The following is an 18,816-nucleotide window of genomic DNA, read 5'->3' as shown; positions in this document are numbered from 1 at the left end:
ATTTTAAGTTAGATCCCGCTACAAGCTCGCGGGATGACAAGTCAGGAATATCACTTAAAACTATTTTTTATCGAATTTAGGTAAAAATTGTAAAATATTATCTAATATCGTTTTTACTAACAACAAATAAAATTTAAAGGAAAAATTTAACAATATGAAAAAATTACTTTTAATAGCAGCTGCAAGTACAGCACTTTTAACTTCCGGTCTTTCATTCGCTGATTGCGATATGAATTCCTCTGTAGATTCATCTACTAATTCATCGATATCATCATCATCTATGGAAAATCAATGGTATTTAAAACTTAATGCCGGTGGCGTGATTTTTAACAAAAAAAAACCTAAAGGTACAGATTTTAAACTAAAATCTAATACTGGTTTTATCGGTAATATCGGAGTAGGTTATTATATCATGGATAATTTAAGAACCGATTTAACACTTGGAACAGTAACAAATGTTCATCTGAAAAAATCAATAACTGAAACTAGTCCAAGAGGTACTACTCCTACTCAGTCAGTAAAACATAAGCCTACTATTGTAAGTGCGTTACTTAACGGTTATGTAGATTTTGTTGATTTAAGTATGTTTAAAGTTTTTGCCGGTGCTGGTGTTGGTCTTGCAATGGTAAAAGAGAAAATCACAGAAAAAGACGTTACTACAAATGCTAATGGTATAACTTTGACTGTTAATGATCCTAGCCTAACTACTAAAAATAAAACCAATTTTGCTTATCAATTATCTTTAGGTACTTCATTTGAAGTAGCACAAGGAGTAAAAGCAGAACTCGTTTATAGCTGGACAGATTACGGTAAAACAAAAAATACCACTAAAACTATTGATGGAGTCACATATAAATTTGGCGGCACCCGTTATAAAGGTAATAACCTAATGGCAGGATTAAGATTTGATATGTAATTAGCTCTCAAATCTTTTTACAAGCTATTAACACGAAAAAGGAGTCTTTAATTAAAGACTCCTTTTTTTGTTTGTGTGCTTTGGCTTTGTTTTGTCATTCCTGCGAAAGCAGGAATCCAGAAAAACATATAAAAAACAAGTTTTTTATATGTTTATTTTATCAATAATATGTAATTTTTGTACCAATATTAAGGTTATTTTTTCTGGATTCCCGCATACGCGGGAATGATATTAACCGCTTTTAAGAAAACCACACAACAACAATGTCATAAGATTTGTGGGAACGCATGCAGAATATGATAAGATAAATGTTAAGGAGATTTGAGTATGGAAATAAATATTATAAAAACAGAAAAAGAATATGAAGAAGCATTAAAAGAAATAGATAATTTATTAGATGCAAAAGAAAATTCCTCAGAAGCTGAAAAATTAGAAATATTATCAATATTAGTAGAAGATTATGAGAATAAACATTATAAAATAGAAGCACCTGATCCAATTGAAGCAATTAATTTTAGGATAGAGCAGCTTGGTCTTTCTAGAAAAGATTTAGAAAAGAGCATAGGTTCGAGAAGTAAAGTATCTGAAATTCTTAATAAAAGAAGACCTCTTACTTTGTCTATGATTAGAAAATTACATAAAAATTTAAATATTCCGGCAGATATTTTAATTCAAGAAATTCACAAGAAGAGAGCATAATTTAATTGTCATGCCTTAGAGGCTGTCTGTAAAGTTATTTTAAAGCTAATTAAATTCTTTTTTGCTATAAATTATAAGTTTTTTTGAAATAGGAACAGCTATTCCAGCAAAAAACTTATTAATTTTCGCTATAAAATCTCTTTAATTATCAATTAAAATAACTTTACAGACAGCCTCTAAGGCTTTTGCTTATAAAACGTTACGTTCATTTGATGTATTGCTTCAAAGCCTAAATAAATTTTAATACGTTCTAGTATAATATCTTGATAATAAGGTAATTCTGCTGCAATAGCATTATCTTCTGCTTGTATAAATAGCGTATTAATTTTCCGTTTTTTATAAGTATATGTGGTGATTTTTAAAGGTAAGGCTTTAGTGCTGAAGTTAAACCCGACTATTTTATTCCAGTTAATCATGATTTCAGGCAGCAACGGATGTTGTTTGGCAAATATACGTCTAACTATTTTATCAATATCCTCTTGAATTAGCTTCATTTTAATAAACTCTGCACTGTTAAAGTTATGACGGCTAAAGCAAGCATTATAGATATTACGGGAAAATATAAAGATGTAACCGATATGATCATTAAAAATATATTACAAACTGCTATAATCGATACTACTTGTTTATGAGACTTACCTTTTTGTACTGCTTTTTGAAAAAAATGCTTTAAATGAGGTTGCCAAATTTTTTCTTTATTGAGTAGCCGAATTAATATGGTTAGCACGGCATCGGTAATGTAATATAAGCTAGCAATAACACAAGCTATAAATAAATTAGTATTTGTAAGAGCAAGTAAGAGCAAACAAAGACCCGTTAAGAATCCAAGGCTAATACTTCCTACATCTCCTAAAAATATTTTTGCCGGATGCCAATTAAATATTAAAAAACCACAAGAACAACCAAGAATAATAACATTTACACTAGATATAAAATACGGGTTATCAATAGCCGAAAATTGTAAAAAACATAATATAAGCATAGTGCTAGCGAGATGAATAGATTCTATGCAACTCATACCGTCTATACCGTCCATAAAATTATATATATTAATAAAACTGCTTAAAGCTATAACTAAAATAGAATATATTAGTATATGCACGTAGTTTACCTGCGAGAAAAGAAAAATAGCAAAAGCTGCACAAATTAAATGGACTATTAAGCGAATTAGAATAGGTACGGCTTTTAAGTCATCTAAAAAAGAAACCGCGGAAATTACCAATAATAGTGGTAATATTTTTATTGAATTAACAAGGTTATTGCTCGTTATATATTCAAACCCGCTCAAAGCAATCATTACAACAATTACAATAGCAAGACCGCCGCCGCGCGGTGTTATCTTATCATGAGAGCGACGACTACTCGGTACATCAACTAAACCGATTACAGGAAGATATTTAGTTAATATATATGTTAATATAGCGGTTGCTATAAAAGAAAAAATAAATAATGTGCTATAGCTATTTATATTCATAGTAACATATTAGATTTAAAACTATAATATTTGTTATTACTTATAATGACATGATCATGTACTATAATATTTACGGTTTGGCATGTCTCTACTATCTTATTTGTCATATGAATATCGGCTTTTGAAGGTTCAGGGCTACCACTTGGATGATTATGCACAAGTATAAGGCTGCTTGCTTCATTAAATAAAGCTCGTTTAATTATCTCGCGTGGATATACCGCAGCTTGGTCTATAGTTCCTTGGCTTAAAACCTCATCGGCAATTAAAATATTTTTCTTATTCAAAAATAATATACGAAATTGCTCTAAACGCATATTGCCCATATTAACTTTTAAATAATCAATCAAAGAACTCCAAGAAGCAATAATATTTTTATTTATTATTTTTTGTTTCAATACTCTATTTATCAACTCACGTATTAGAGCAAAATTAATATATAAATTTTCATTGGTACCTTTAATACTAAGTAATCTTTCCTTATCAAGATTAATTAAATCCGTAATATCAAAATGGTCAAGTAACTTTTTAGCAAGAGGTTTTACGTCTTTACGAGGGATAGCCGAAAATAGCATTATTTCAAGTAATTCGTAATCGGAAAAATGTTCTGCTCCGGCGGCAACGAAGCGTTCTTTTACTCTTTTGCGGTGACCTATATAATGAGGTATACTCGATGAACTTGAAAAATTGGCGACGTCGTCTTTGTAAGTCCTCGGATGCTCACGTATTATTATACGCTCCGCTCCTCGGCTTATAGACTCCTTGCTCTTTTCCAAGTTGAGCTTCGTATAACCATTCTTTATTTCACAGGAGTATACGTCTATTTCATTATTGCAGAATTCTATCAGCTTATTATTTAACATATGGAGGATAATCAAGTTTTTTATGCGATAACGTAAATATTTCAAAGCCGTCTTGAGTCACGCCTATAGTATGCTCAAATTGAGCTGATAATGATTTATCACGCGTGGTAACCGTCCATCCATCTAGCTTACTTAATATTGTGTCGTAATTACCGGCATTTATCATAGGTTCAACGGTGAAAAACATCCCTTCTTCTAACGTTAGACCTGTGCCGCTGCGACCGTAATTTAATATTGACGGCTCATCATGAAAAACTCTTCCGATACCGTGACCCGTATAATCCCTCACCACCGAATAATTATGCTTCTCGGCATAGCTTTGAATAGCATGCCCAATATCACCGAGTTTAGCACCAGGTCTCACTACTTCAATGCCTTTCATCATTGCATCATAGGTTACCTGAATAAGACGTTTTGGCTTAATTGCTACGTCACCGACATAATACATACGGCTAGTATCGCCGTACCAACCGTCTAAAATTACCGTAACATCAATATTTACTATATCACCGTTTCTTAAAGGCTTATCGTTTGGAATGCCGTGACAAACTACATGATTTATCGAAGTACAAATCGATTTCGGAAAGCCTTTATAATTTAACGGTGCAGGAATAGCATTATGAGAAGTGATAAAATTATGACAAAGGTCATTTAAACTATTGGTAGTAACATTCGGTTTTACGTGATCAGTAATAAAATCGAGCGTCTCTGCAGCCAATTTTCCTGCTGCCCGCATCTTTTCAAAATCTTGTTCCGTGTGGATTTTTATGGTCATGAATTTTAATTACCTTTCATTATAAATTACTTGAGAGTTATATAATCAAGTAAAAAAATATATTTTTCATAATACAAAATGGTTCTTTTAATGTAAATAACTTATCCTATTATTGAGAAGTGCTGCTATGTTACTTGATTTAGGTTTTGGATAATATATAATTGCTAATATAATTATTATTTAACATAATGGGTGTAGTTAGGTTATTATTGGTTCTTTCTGTTGTGGCCGCACATTCAAATTCTCATCCATTTCTTAAATTTGTAGGCGGAGAAATCGCAGTACAATCTTTTTTCATGATTTCCGGCTTTTATATGGCTATGATTCAAAGCAATTATACAAGCAAAATAAAATTTTGGAAAAGTAGATATTTAAGGCTTTATCCTACTTATATCTTCTGTATTTTAACTACTTTCTTCTTGCAGCAAAAATTTTCTTCTTTAAGGCAATTATATACTATTCCATTGCCAGCTAGTTTTTTTTAATTTTTACAAACCTAACAATGTTGTTTCAAGATGTAACAATGTTTATTGGAATTAATAATAATACAGTACATTTTACAAAATACTTTATTGACTCTACACCTTCTCTTTATCAATTTTTGTTGATGCCTTCTGCTTGGTCAATTGGGTTAGAAATTTCTTTGTATTTAATAGTACCTTGGATTCTAAAAAAGAAAAATATCTATATTTTATCCATAATTTTTATATCTTTAATTACTAGAATTATTCTTCAATTTAATGGATTTATAGGAGATCCTTGGTCTTATAGATTCTTTCCTTCTGAACTTGCAATTTTCTTAATTGGCAGTCAAGCATTTTATATTTATACTAATAAAGAAGTAAATGAAGAAAAGTCTTGGCTTAGTCAATTACTCTATTTATATATTATATTAATAATTATTACTTTTCCGTTTATCCCAATAGAGCCTCAATTAAAAAAATTACTTTTTTATTGTTTATTTGCTCTATCTTTAGGAAAAATATTTGACTTAACCAAAGATAATAAGTTAGATAAATTAATTGCTTTACTCTCTTACCCAATATATTGTTGTCATTTAATTGTCTTGTATAATATATTACCTGCTATTTCATATTGGGCTGATAATGGGAAATTTCTTAATACATTAGTTACTTTTATAACAGTAATAATTATTTCTTTATTGAAAAGCCTATAGAGTATTATAGAAAAAGATATTAAATTCATAATTTAGCTTAATATTTAAAACTATGCTATATTACATAAACAAAATTCTTGCAAACAATAAAATACAAGCTGTTATCTTAGGGATAATCGGGCTTGGTATTGTTACTGTTCTCACATCATATAATATAGACGATCCTTCTTTTAACTCGGTCACAACAGAGTATCCTAGTAATTTAGTCGGAATTTTTGGCTCTTATTTATCGGATTTTTTATATCAATTTTTTGGGTTAGCTGCTTTTATCATACCGCTTGCCTGCTTTGTTTGGGGGAGAAATTGTTGGTATGGAAGATATCGTGCATCATTTATACGTGTGTTTGTAATGTTGTTTGCTCTCTTAAGCAGTAGCACATTATTATCTAATCTCAAACTAGAATTCATACCGGCAAATGCAGGCGGAGCTATTGGAATAATAGCCTTTAATTTCTTTGAACGATTTACAAATCAACTTTACTTATTATTAATATTTTGTACCTTTATTATATTAGTCGTTTTACTTGAAATTAAATTTACTTCTTTAGGTAATTTTATTATTAAGCTAGGTAAATTTTTAGCCTACCGGATACAATCTTTTTTACATAATGTATTTTCACGGTTGTCTTCAGTAAGATTATTCCCTAATAAGAATAATGATAAGATAAATATCACTTCTTCTTACCAAAAACCCGTGAGTAAAAAAGTAAAATTCGTTGAAGAAAATAAACCTGTACCTGCAAATCCTATAAAATTCTTTAGCAAACCCCCTGCTCCTAAAATATCTCAAAGTGAAATAGCAGAATTGCCGCCTATTTCGTTATTACGTGATCCTGGAAACCATCATGTAAAAGGGGCTTCTTCCTCAGAGCTTAAACAAAAAGCCGAAGAGTTATTAACAGTGTTGAATGATTTTGGAGTTAAGGGACAAATTATTAATATAAACCAAGGACCGGTGGTAACTCAATATGAATTTGAGCCGGCAGCAGGTACTAAAACTTCAAGAGTGGTAGGCTTATCAGACGATATAGCACGCTCGTTATCTGCTTTATCAACAAGAATAGCAGTAATACCGGGAAAAAATGTACTTGGTATTGAACTTCCTAATAAGCAACGTGAATTCTTCTGTTTAAAAGAACTTATAGAGACACCTGAATATCAAGATAAATCAACTTTATTGCCGTTAGTCTTGGGTAAAGATTTGGCAGGTAAGCCGCTGATTGCCGACCTTGCTAAGATGCCTCACTTGCTTGTTGCAGGAACCACCGGTTCAGGTAAATCGGTTGGGATTAACGCCATGATCGTCTCGCTGTTATATCGCTATACTCCTGAAGAATGCCGCTTTATCATGATTGATCCGAAAATGCTTGAGTTATCAGCTTATGATGGAATACCGCATTTGCTAACGCCCGTGGTAACCGAGCCTTCTAAGGCGGTAGTTGCTCTTAAATGGGCAGTTAAGGAAATGGAAAACCGCTATAGAATGATGAGTAATATCGGGGTTAAAAACATCGCAGGTTATAATGCAAAAATCTTAGAAGCTGTTAAAGAAAATAGAGTAATTGAGCGTTCGATTCAAACGGGTTTTGATCCTGAAACCGGCAAACCTATTTATGAAACCGTTACGATGAATATGGAAAAACTACCTTACATAGTGGTAATTGTTGATGAGATGGCTGATTTAATGCTAGTTGCCGGTAAGGATATTGAAATGCTGATTCAAAGGCTTGCTCAAATGGCAAGAGCGGCAGGTATCCATATTATTATGGCAACGCAAAGACCTTCGGTAGACGTTATTACCGGCGTCATTAAAGCCAATTTTCCAAGCCGTATTAGCTTTAAAGTTACCTCTAAAATCGATAGCCGAACGATTTTAGGCGAGCAAGGTTCCGAGCAGTTACTCGGTATGGGTGACATGCTATTTATGGGGAACACTTCAAAGATAAGTAGGGTACACGGACCATTTGTTAATGAAGCCGAAATTGAGAAAATTACGGAATATTTGAAAGAAACCGGTACACCTGAGTATATATCTGCCGTTACCGAGCAGCCTGAGGAGGACGACAGTAGCATTGATATCGGCGACGGTACATCTGATGAAGTACTTTACAAAAAAGCTGTGCAGATAGTGCGTGATGAGCGGAAATCATCCATTAGCTATATCCAAAGATCGCTTAGAATCGGTTATAACAAAGCTGCCAATTTAGTTGAGAAAATGGAAAAAGAGGGGATAGTTTCACCACCGAACCATACCGGTAAGAGAGAAATATTATTGCCTGAGAGATAGAGGGCTTGTGTCATCCTGCGACTTGATCGCGGGATGACATCGAACATGCTTTATGCTCTACAAAACAAAGCAATCCCCATATTACCAACATTTATTATTGACATTATTATTAATATATTTATTAATAATTGCCGCCGAAATATATTAAATAATGGAGATAATCTATGACTGTTCTAAATTCCTTTAAACCATTTATTCATACTGTAAAAAATTATCAAAAAAATATTTCAAATCTGCTCAACATAATAATTATTATATAGAAGAGCCGGCAAAAACCTTACTTACACCGGAAATTAATTCTAATAGTGATATAATATCTTGGAGTCCAAAAGCAACGTTCAAACTTCAAACATTAGTAAAAGCTTTAATGGATAAAGGAATAGATATTAATAATTTATATTTTGATGGTCAAACTCCTCTACATTTAGCTATCAAAGCGGGAGATTTAGGAACAGTAAAATCCTTAGTCCAGATTGGAGGTAAAATCGCTCCTAATGAAGGTAACTGGTCGGCTATTAATATAGCAATTAAAGCCGGAAATTTAGAGATTGTAGAGTATTTATATGAGAATACGGAATTTGGAAGATACGATGAAATATGGTTGATCTCTAATACATTGGGCAGCAGCTAGCGGAAATGTACAAATAGTACAATTTTTCCTTGATAAAGGTCATAATCCTAATGTTATTACCGATAATCATAAAACTCCTTTAGATTTAGCTGTAGAATCGAAAAATATCTCATCAGTAAAAGCATTAATTAGCAAAGGTGCTAAATTTGATATTAAAAGCGAACTCGGCTATAAGATTTTTGATCTCGCTATTGATTCTGAAGATGTGAGATTAATAGGGTATCTAGTAAATCTACGCTAGTCGGTAAAAACACTAAACAACAAACTCTTCTAGAAAAAGTAACGCAAATTTATGACAAGAATATAAATACCTCAAAACTAGTAAAAATTTTGATTAAAGACGGTGCAGAATTTGATAAAGCTTTAGGACAAAAGCTTTTACAAAAAGCAATATATGCGAGTGACTTAGAATTAGTAGCAACTTTACATAGTAAGGGTATTAATATTGACTACAAAGACCATTAGGACGCCTAGCTCTGCATCATGCTATAAAAGCTAACTGCGGTGAAGAATTAATACAGTTTTTAATTGAACACACTACTGATATTAATTGTCGTGATAAATCAGGCTCAACTTTCCTCCATTGGGCAGCAAATAATCATCATACTCTAGCTACAAAATTACTGCTTGCAGCCGATGCTGATTTTTATATTCTGGATTATTTAGGGCAAACTCCCTTAAGCCTAGCTAAATATTATGGACATGATGATATTGCGGATATTCTAGGAGCGGTTGTTCATAGCTCTTGAAAAATGCTCTGATGTTATGCCGTGGTCAAGCCACGGGATGACACCGAATATACTTTAATAATGCTACACTGTCCCCGCCTACCTACTTCTATTATGAAATAATGCCACAAATGCATACCAAATATTGTAAAAATATCATCTATATTGTTAATTATAATAGACATATTTAAAAAGTTACTTTAGAATCGGGGTAATGTCTAAGTTATTTAATTTTTATTAAGGTTTATATATGGCGAATATTTCTCCAAAACTATTTCAAAAAGTAATTCAAAAAGGTCTTAAAACCGCTTTATTCACCACCTCAACCGCAGCATTAATGCTGAGTAGTAGCGGGGCATTAGGCATTGCCGCAAGTGGTGTTATTTCTACTAATAATGCAGCATTTAGTGATGATGCTGGTACCGGTAATTGGCATGATATAACGGATGCAGGAGCAGATTATGGTATTCTTGTTGACGGACCTCAAGACGATGATGCATTTACTTTCGGTGGTAATCATACTATCACTGCAGATAAAGTTGACCGTATTATTCAGGCTATAAATGTTGCAGGTACTAATCCCGGAGGTCTAAATATCACTCAAAATACCAACGTCGGTTCTATTGTTACAGAAGGTAACTTGTTGCCTGTTACTATTACTGCCGGCAAAGATTTAACTTTAACCGGTACAGCTGCAGTTAACATGCATCATGGTTTTAAGGCTGCTGCTAATATTTATACTGGTTTAGGAGATATAACTTTAGGGGGGGCGAATGCTGGATTAACCATTCACTCTAAAACGCCTGCATTGATAACGCTTGCAGGAAATATAGATGGAAGAGGTATAATAACTGCCGATACAGATACTACAATTAATGGAACAATAGGTAATGCTAATCCATTAGCTGAAATAAGTGTTGGGGCAACTACACTTTCTCTTGGAGGATTGGTAGTAAAAGCGAATGCGATAAATTTAACGGATGATGCATCAGCATTGACATTTACAAATCCAGTAGTAGTAACCGGAGCAATAGATAACACGGGTAATGCTAATAACGGTATAGTAACCTTTACAGGTGCAAGTACAGTAACCGGAAATATAGGTAATACAAACGTCTTAGCAACATTGAGTGTAGGAGCCGGCTTAGTACAAGTACAGGGCGGAGTAGTAAAAGCGAATGCGATAAATTTAACGGATAATGCATCAGCATTGACATTTACGAATCCAGTAGTAGTAACCGGAGCAATAGATAATACGGGTAATGCTAATAATGGTGTGGTGACCTTTAACGGTGCAAGTACGGTAACCGGAAATATAGGTAATACGGCAGCATTCGCAACAATGAATGTAGGAGCCGGCTTAGTACAATTACAAGGCGGCGTAGTAAAAGCGAATGCGATAAATTTAACGGATGATGCATCAGCATTGACATTTACAAATCCAGTAGTAGTAACCGGAGCAATAGATAATACGGGTAATGCTAATAACGGTATAGTAACTTTTACAGGTGCAAGTACAGTAACCGGAAATATAGGTAATACAAACGCCTTAGCAACATTGAGTGTAGGAGCCGGCTTAGTACAAGTACAGGGCGGCGTAGTAAAAGCGAATGCGATAAATTTAACGGATGATACATCAGCATTGACATTTACAAATCCAGTAGTAGTAACCGGAGCAATAGATAATACGGGTAATGCTAATAACGGTATAGTAACCTTTACAGGTGCAAGTACAGTAACCGGAAATATAGGTAATACAAACGCCTTAGCAACATTGAGTGTAGGAGCCGGCTTAGTACAAGTACAGGGCGGCGTAGTAAAAGCGAATGCGATAAATTTAACGGATAATGCATCAGCATTGACATTTACGAATCCAGTAGTAGTAACCGGAGCAATAGATAACACGGGTAATGCTAATAATGGTGTGGTGACCTTTAACGGTGCAAGTACGGTAACCGGAAATATAGGTAATACGGCAGCATTCGCAACAATGAATGTAGGAGCCGGCTTAGTACAATTACAAGGCGGCGTAGTAAAAGCGAATGCGATAAATTTAACGGATGATGCATCAGCATTGACATTTACAAATCCAGTAGTAGTAACCGGAGCAATAGATAATACGGGTAATGCTAATAATGGTGTGGTGACCTTTAACGGTGCAAGTACGGTAACCGGAAATATAGGTAATACAAACGCCTTAGCAACATTGAGTGTAGGAGCCGGCTTAGTACAAGTACAGGGCGGAGTAGTAAAAGCGAATGCGATAAATTTAACGGATAATGCATCAGCATTGACATTTACGAATCCAGTAGTAGTAACCGGAGCAATAGATAATACGGGTAATGCTAATAATGGTGTGGTGACCTTTAACGGTGCAAGTACGATAACAGGTAGTATAGGTAATACGGCAGCATTAGCAACAGTGAATGTAGGAGCAGGAGCAACATTACAAGCTGGAGGAAGCCTAGCTGCGCATAATATAGATTTTGGAGCCGGTGGTGGTACATTAGAGTTTAACGGTCCTGCTGGTCCAACTTATAACTTAACCGGTGTTATAGCAAACGGTAATAACGGTACACTTAATATTAATGCTGCCAGTACAGTGGTCGCAAATGATGCTAGTATCGGTGAAGTTGCACAAATTGACATTCAAAATGGTAAGAATTTTGGAATAAATGCTAAGAATGCTGATGTTAATTTATTAAACGGTCAGGTGATTAGTTTTAAAGGGGCAAATTCAAGCCTTTTATTACGTAACGATAGCACTACAGATGATAGAGTTATAACTCTTAAAAATGATTTACCGGCGTTTGCAACCGGCGGCGGTAAGTTAACTCTTATTGGTACAACAAAACTTATAACCTTACAAGGTGACGGTGGAGCTAAAGCAATAGGTACGGGAGGAAATGAATTAGGATCATTAAACATTGTTGGTAATGTAGCATTTAATAATATAGATACTACAAATGTTATTGAATTTAATATCCTAAGTAATACAAAGTTTGTTGATGTAGGCGGTATTACTAACCAAATTAATAGAATAAATATAGGAGCTGCAAATGCACTAGTTGCTGCCGGTGAAGGTTCTTATACTATTGATACAGAAGGTGCTAATGCAATAAATATTTTAGCCAATGGTCAGACTATTAATTTTGCACATGAAGATGCTGAATTAGTATTACAAAATAGTGCAGCCGGTAATGGTACGATAACATTAAATGCCGTACTTGACCCTCTTGCTCCGAATAAAGGTAAACTTGTTGTAGATTCAGGAGCTGCGGGCGGGAAAATAATACTTGCAAGTGTCGGTGGTGCTACTTACGGTACTGCAGTAAATAGGTTAAAAGAATTAGAATTTAAAGGAAACGGAACATTCCAAATAGATACGGATATATTTGCTAACGATTTAGAATTATCAGTACCGGCAATTACTTACAATAAGGATATCAATTCTAATTTAACATTTGGAGCTAATACTGCTTTAACTCAAAACGGCAATATTAACGGTAATGTAGATTTCAATAATCAAGCAGCGGTTATAACACTCGGTGCAGGTAAAAATATCAACGGTAGCGTTACAAGCAGCAACGGAGTTAACGGTACGATAATTGCAAGCGGTGCTAGCACTATTAAAGGAGCTATTACGAATCTCGCTATGTTAAAAGTAGGTGCGGGTAATGTAACTATAACCACAGGCGGTAATACTAGCATCACTGAAATCCAAGGTAACGGTATGGGAATGTTAACAATGCCCGCTATTAACTTAACAGGCGGTATAAATAAAACCGGAGGTCAAGCGTTAAAGTTGAACTTCACTGGTGGTAGTGTCAGCGATGTTGTCGGTAATGCAAATAATCCAGTGGGTGATATTACCACCGCAGGCACAATGAGTTTTGCAAGCAGTGTTAACGCAAAAGGTACTGCGACATTTGGCGGTACTACAAGTTTTGCCGATACGTTTACTAATACAGGACCAGTGACTTTAGCCAAAGGTTCTACCTATAATTTTGCTAAAGACGTAACGGCGACGAGCTTTAAAGCTGACGGTGCTACTATGAATTTCGGTAATAGCCTAGCGTTTAACAGTGCCATAACAGGTAGCGGTACTACTATTACCTTAGGAGCAAATCAAGTAACCTATACAGGACAAGGTAGCTTTACCGACACATTAACCTTAAACACTACTTTTGACGGAGCAGCTAAGTCAGGCGGTAATATCTTAATTAAATCGGGTAGTACTCTTGATTTATCAGGGGTTTCAACTTTAGCACTTGTTGTTACTGCTACTAATTTCGATATTAATAATATAGATCCAAATACAAAATATACAGTAGTATCTGCAGAAACAGCCGGCGGTTTAAAGCCTGCTCCCGCAGATAATGTTAAAATAACTATTAACAATGAAAACCGTTTTGTCGACTTTACTTTTGATGCATCGTCTTTAACTTTATTTGCAGAAGACGTATCTGAAGAAGTGATAGCAAAAGAGTTTACAGGGGTTACTCAAACATCGTTTGAAAGAATGGCACAAGCACAAAACGGTTCAGATGCACGTCAGGCTCTTAATGACTTTGGATGTATGACAAATTCACAGGTAGTAGATGCCGTAAGTCATCTGATACAAGACGTTGTAAAACCTAGCGATACTATAGCTGCTGTTAATAATCAAATTATAGCAAGTAATATATCAAGTAGCTTAATTAATCTAAATGCTAGAATGGATGAACTACAGCCGGCTGCCGTAGCTGCAGGTGATGAGGATAGAGATGCTAAGTTTGGTGCGTGGATCAGCCCATTTGTCGGTAATGCAACGCAAAAGATGCGTAATAACATAAGTGGTTATACGTCTGATACAACCGGCGGCACTATAGGTTTTGACGGCTTAGTTAGCGATGATTTAGCGTTAGGGCTTGCATATACAAGGGCTGATACCGATATCAAACTGAAAAATAATAAGAAGGGCGATAAGAATAAAGCACAGAGTAACATCTATTCTTTATACGGTTTATATAACTTACCTTATGAAAATTTCTTTGTTGAAGCTATAGCATCTTACTCGGATAATAAAATAAGAAGCAAATCAAGACGTGTTATTGCAACGGCAGTGGATACTATTGCTTATCAAACTGCAAGCGGTAAGTATAAATCCGAAAGCTATACAGGTCAGTTAATGGCAGGCTATACCTATGTAATGCCTGAGAACATTAACCTAACACCGGTAGCAGGGTTTAGATACTCAGCTATCAAAGATAAAGGCTATAAAGAAACCGGAGCTACTTACCAAAATCTTATCGTTAAAGGGAAGAACTATAACAGCTTTGACGGAATATTAGGGGCTAAAGTATCAAGTAATATCAATGTCAGTGATGTAGTTCTAACACCTGAGCTTTACGCAATGGTTGATTATGCATTTAAGAACAAAGTTCCGGCTATTGATGCAAGATTACAAGGTATGGCACAACCGTTCCCGACTAACAGCTTCAAGCAGAACAAAACAAGCTTTGATGTCGGCGTTGGTGTTACTGCTAAGCACAAAATGATGGAATACGGCATTAACTACGATACAAATATCGGAAGTAAGTATTTCGCACAGCAAGGTAGTGTAAAAGTTCGTGTAAACTTCTAATCAACTATTCTATATTACAGAAAAAACCTATATAGTTTTTGACTATATAGGTTTTTTTGCTTTATAATATGGTCTTGAGATGTAATGGTTAAAATGTCATTCCCGCGAAAGCGGGAATCTAGACGTGAGTGTCACCCCGTGGCTTGACCACGGGGCCCATAAAAATAACTTTAAAATACTAATAATACTGGATCCCGTGGTCAAGCCGTGAGTCTTAAATAAAAAATTATGTTAGATAATATTAGAAAAACTGCCGATAGTTTTATAATGCGGGTTTTATTCGCAATGATCGCTTTTGCTTTTATCGGCTTTGGTATTAAAGATGTATTAAACGGAAGAAGAGGTGGCGATATTGTTACTTTTTCTCATGCGAAAAATATATCTCAAGAAGATTTTTTGCGAGCAAAATCTTTGGAAATTAACGCTATAAGTAAGCAAACTGGAACAAGTTTAACCGATGAAGAAATAGCACCGTTAAATATTGATAACCGAATCCTAAAAAGGCTTGTTTACGATAATGTTTTAGATTATTTAGTTAGTTATTATGACTTAGATCTAAGTGATGATACAGTTAAAATTTTAGTTAAAGAATCACCGGTTTTTAAAAATGAGCAAGGTGTTTTCGATATAAAAACTTTTAAAACTTATTTTAGAAATTCTTATATGGATGAAGAAAAATATTTATTAAATTTCAAAGAAAAAGCTTTAAAAAATATTTTTGTCGGTACTTTTGCAGAAAGTTTCTATGTTCCTAAAGCTATGACTGACAATATAGTAGATTATATGGCTGAAAAAAGAGAGGTAGAATTAGTACAAATAGATTTACAAAATAAACCGAAAGATTTACAAATTCCTACTCCTACCGATCAGCAATTAAAGGATTTTTACCAAGATAATAAAACCTCGTTTGAAGTACCTGAGAAACGCAGCTTTTCTTATATTAAAGCTAATAGTAAGGATCTAAAAGTCTCAGTTACTCAAGATGAGTTGTTAGAATTTTATAATGAAAATGAAGATGAATTCGGAAATCAAAGTTTTGAAGCGGTACAAAAACAATTACATGATTTATTAAAGGCTCAAAAAATCGACATACTTAATATGGAATTTGCTAAAAAGCTGGAAGATGAGACGGCAGCCGGTTCTAGCTTAGTTGAAATTGCTGAAAAATATAAGCTACCGATACAAAACGTTCACTATGTCAGTTATGCAGAGCTTATTGAAGATAAAATAATTGCCGAAAATGCCGATAGTATTTTTGAGCTTTCGGAAGGAGAATTATCTTATCCTATAGAAGCAGAAGATAAAAGCTATCTTATATTGGTGGAATTAAAATCAATTCAGCCGGCAAAAATACCTGAATTTGATAGTATTAAAGAGCAGGTAAATAAAGTTTGGATAAAGCAGAATATCGCAGATGTAAACTTAAAAATTATCAAAGATTTAGCAAAGGAATATAATTCAGATCAAGAGAATATAGAAGAGCTTAAAGCTACCGGAATAAAAATAAGCAAAAAAAATTATATTAGATTCGAAATGGAAAATGAGCTAACATTAACTCCTGAGATATTATTATCAATTTTTAATACTAAAATAGGAAGCAATACACCTGTATTTCAGGTAGGCGATGAAGTATATTTTGCACATATTAAATCTAGAAGTATAGATGAATTAACGGCTAAAAATATTCGTGTCAATTCAGAAAAAAATATAATATATAATATTAAAAATTCTGTAATTGATGAGTTAATTAACTATGCAATTATTCAGAATGATATGCAGGTAAAGGCTAATTTTAGTAAGTAGGGAAAAGTGTCTCTGATGTCATTCCCGCGAAAGCGGGAATCCAGCTTTCTCCATTGTCATCCCGCGACTTGATCGCGGGATTCAGTCTTTATTTTTTTCTGGATACCGTGGTCAAGCCACGGTATGACACTCATTTCTGGATTCCTGTTTTCGCGGGAATGACATAGGAGCCATACAATAAGCCACGTATTATAAACAAAAAAATAAAACTATGAGCTTTAAAGATTTACTGGAATTTTTAAAATTTTTAGAAAAAAACGGTGAGTTAAAGCGTATTTCTACCGAAGTTAAAACTGATTTAGAAATTACCGAAATTAGCAGGAGAGTATTAGCACAAGGCGGACCTGCCTTACTTTTTGAAAATGTTATAAAAGCCGATGGCACTAAGTCCGATATACCTGTTCTAACTAATCTTTATGCTCGCATAAAGCGTATTTGCATGGGGCTCAAGCTTCAGAATGTCGAGGAATTAAGAGAGCTTGGCGTTTTACTAGCATTTCTTAAACAGCCGCAACCTCCGGCATCTTTTAAAGAAACATTGTCAATGTTACCGCTTGCTAAGCGTATATTTGCTATGTCTCCTAAAACCATATCAAAAGCAGCTTGTCATGAAGTCATTATTGACAAACCGAATATCAATATATTACCGATTCAAAAATGTTGGCCTGATGATATTTCACCTTTAATTACTTGGGGGATAGTAGTTACTAAAGGTCCAACTAAAGATAAGATTAGACCTCTTTCCAAATTACCTCTAGAAGTAGAGTTTGGGAAGAGGTCTATTGATAATTATAATCTTGGCATATATCGAATGCAGGTTATTTCAGAAAATAAGCTATTGATGCGTTGGCTTAAATTGCGGGGCGGAGCAGAGCATCATAAACGTTGGAGGGAAGCAAAAAAAGAACCATTTCCTGCTGCTATCGTTATCGGGGCAAATCCGGCAGTAACTTTGGCAGCGGTTACGCCTATACCTGAAAATATTTCAGAATATAATTTTGCCGGTTTACTCGGTAATGAAAAAGTAGAGTTAGTACAATGCAAAACCATTGACTTAAAAGTACCGGCACATAGTGAAATAGTGCTGGAAGGCTATGTAAGTTTAGAGGAATATTTGCCTGAAGGTCCTTTTGGTGATCATACCGGATATTATAATGATGTTGAGGAATGTCCGGTATTTATCGTAACGGCAATAACGATGAAGAAAAACCCCGTATATTTAAGTACTTATACAGGTAAGCCGCCTGATGAGCCGTCAATACTCGGTGAAGCATTAAATGAAATTTTTATTCCTATCTTGCAGCAACAATTCCCTGAAATAGTCGATTTTTGGCTTCCCTCTGAAGGATGTTCATATAGAATTGCAGTAGTATCAATTAAAAAATCTTATCCCGGTCATGCTAAAAGAATAATGCTTGGTATTTGGTCTTATCTGCGGCAATTTATGTATAGTAAGTTTATTATTGTTGTAGATGATGATATTGATGTTCGTAATTGGCAAGAAGTAATTTGGGCAATAGCAACAAGAAGCGATCCAAGGCGTGATACGACTTTTATAGATAATTCTCCGATAGATTATTTGGATTTTGCATCACCGCAGTCAGGGCTTGGTAGTAAAATGGGAATAGATGCAACAGATAAAATATACCCTGAAACAAATAGAAAATGGGGTAAAAAAATAGAAATGAGTCAGGAAGTTATCGACAAGATTGATAATATGTGGGATGGTTTAAAGATATAAGCTTTGTTTATGTGTCATCCCGCGACTTGATCGCGGTATCCAGTCTTTTTTAATTATTTTTTGGATACCGTGGTCAAGCCACGGTATGACACACCTGAT

At 34.4% G+C, this 18,816-nt stretch carries 13 protein-coding genes and 2 pseudogenes; 11 read left to right on the top strand and 4 right to left on the bottom strand.

All coding sequences use genetic code 11. The features are described 5' to 3' along the window. Nucleotides 1–154 precede the first annotated feature (154 nt). A complete protein-coding gene (locus ACIAS7_RS01840) occupies nt 155–916 on the top strand; it encodes an outer membrane protein (RefSeq protein WP_473199097.1) in 762 nt (253 codons plus the stop codon). 327 nt (nt 917–1,243) lie between these two features. Further along, a complete protein-coding gene (locus tag ACIAS7_RS01835; RefSeq protein WP_473199096.1) occupies nt 1,244–1,615 on the top strand; it encodes a helix-turn-helix domain-containing protein in 372 nt (123 codons plus the stop codon). Between the two features lie 176 nt (nt 1,616–1,791). Here the strand turns inward: ACIAS7_RS01835 and ACIAS7_RS01830 are convergent, their stop codons facing one another. The 4 genes and pseudogenes from ACIAS7_RS01830 to map all read right to left on the bottom strand — a co-directional run bounded on the left by ACIAS7_RS01830 (nt 1,792) and on the right by map (nt 4,724). Then, the gene (locus tag ACIAS7_RS01830) at nt 1,792–2,109 is read right to left on the bottom strand and encodes a DciA family protein (RefSeq protein ID WP_473199095.1); all 318 of its coding nucleotides are present in this window, start codon (nt 2,107–2,109) and stop codon (nt 1,792–1,794) included. Further along, entirely contained in the window at nt 2,106–3,089 is a 984-nt protein-coding gene (locus ACIAS7_RS01825) for an MraY family glycosyltransferase (RefSeq protein WP_473199094.1), read from the bottom strand. The genes ACIAS7_RS01830 and ACIAS7_RS01825 overlap by 4 nt, the downstream gene beginning before the upstream one ends. Next, a pseudogene (gene radC, locus ACIAS7_RS01820) lies at nt 3,076–3,949 on the bottom strand (RadC family protein). The gene ACIAS7_RS01825 and the pseudogene radC overlap by 14 nt, the downstream one beginning before the upstream one ends. Beyond that, nucleotides 3,939–4,724 (bottom strand): type I methionyl aminopeptidase, encoded by a 786-nt coding sequence (gene map / locus ACIAS7_RS01815; RefSeq protein WP_473199093.1) that lies wholly within the window; start codon nt 4,722–4,724, stop codon nt 3,939–3,941. Before map ends, radC begins: the two are co-directional and overlap by 11 nt. Before the next feature lie 188 nt (nt 4,725–4,912). Between map and ACIAS7_RS01810 the strand changes: the two genes are divergently transcribed. The 9 genes and pseudogenes from ACIAS7_RS01810 (at nt 4,913) to ACIAS7_RS01770 (ending at nt 18,717) form a co-directional block, all read left to right on the top strand. Then, nucleotides 4,913–5,209, top strand: a complete 297-nt coding sequence (locus ACIAS7_RS01810) for an acyltransferase family protein (RefSeq protein WP_473199092.1) — start codon at nt 4,913–4,915, stop codon at nt 5,207–5,209. Between the two features lie 17 nt (nt 5,210–5,226). Further along, nucleotides 5,227–5,901, top strand: a complete 675-nt coding sequence (locus ACIAS7_RS01805) for an acyltransferase family protein (protein WP_473199091.1) — start codon at nt 5,227–5,229, stop codon at nt 5,899–5,901. Nucleotides 5,902–5,953: 52 nt separating this feature from the next. Further along, complete coding sequence (locus tag ACIAS7_RS01800) at nt 5,954–8,188, top strand: FtsK/SpoIIIE family DNA translocase (RefSeq protein ID WP_473199090.1); 2,235 nt, start codon at nt 5,954–5,956, stop codon at nt 8,186–8,188. A 367-nt stretch (nt 8,189–8,555) separates the two neighbouring features. Beyond that, a complete protein-coding gene (locus tag ACIAS7_RS01795) occupies nt 8,556–8,819 on the top strand; it encodes an ankyrin repeat domain-containing protein (RefSeq protein WP_473199089.1) in 264 nt (87 codons plus the stop codon). Continuing rightward, nucleotides 8,800–9,060, top strand: a complete 261-nt coding sequence (locus ACIAS7_RS01790; RefSeq protein ID WP_473199386.1) for an ankyrin repeat domain-containing protein — start codon at nt 8,800–8,802, stop codon at nt 9,058–9,060. The genes ACIAS7_RS01795 and ACIAS7_RS01790 overlap by 20 nt, the downstream gene beginning before the upstream one ends. Next, nucleotides 9,030–9,568, top strand: a pseudogene (locus tag ACIAS7_RS01785) (ankyrin repeat domain-containing protein). The gene ACIAS7_RS01790 and the pseudogene ACIAS7_RS01785 overlap by 31 nt, the downstream one beginning before the upstream one ends. Before the next feature lie 229 nt (nt 9,569–9,797). Next, nucleotides 9,798–15,173: an autotransporter outer membrane beta-barrel domain-containing protein gene (locus ACIAS7_RS01780; protein WP_473199088.1), complete on the top strand. Its 5,376-nt coding sequence runs from the start codon at nt 9,798–9,800 to the stop codon at nt 15,171–15,173. 228 nt (nt 15,174–15,401) lie between these two features. Beyond that, nucleotides 15,402–16,976, top strand: a complete 1,575-nt coding sequence (locus ACIAS7_RS01775) for a SurA N-terminal domain-containing protein (RefSeq protein ID WP_473199087.1) — start codon at nt 15,402–15,404, stop codon at nt 16,974–16,976. Between the two features lie 211 nt (nt 16,977–17,187). After that, complete coding sequence (locus ACIAS7_RS01770) at nt 17,188–18,717, top strand: UbiD family decarboxylase (protein WP_473199086.1); 1,530 nt, start codon at nt 17,188–17,190, stop codon at nt 18,715–18,717. The last annotated feature ends 99 nt before the right edge of the window (nt 18,718–18,816 follow it).

This window comes from Rickettsia sp. 109562A South Dakota (assembly GCF_055791265.1).
This window is presented reverse-complemented; position numbering and strand designations above follow the sequence as displayed.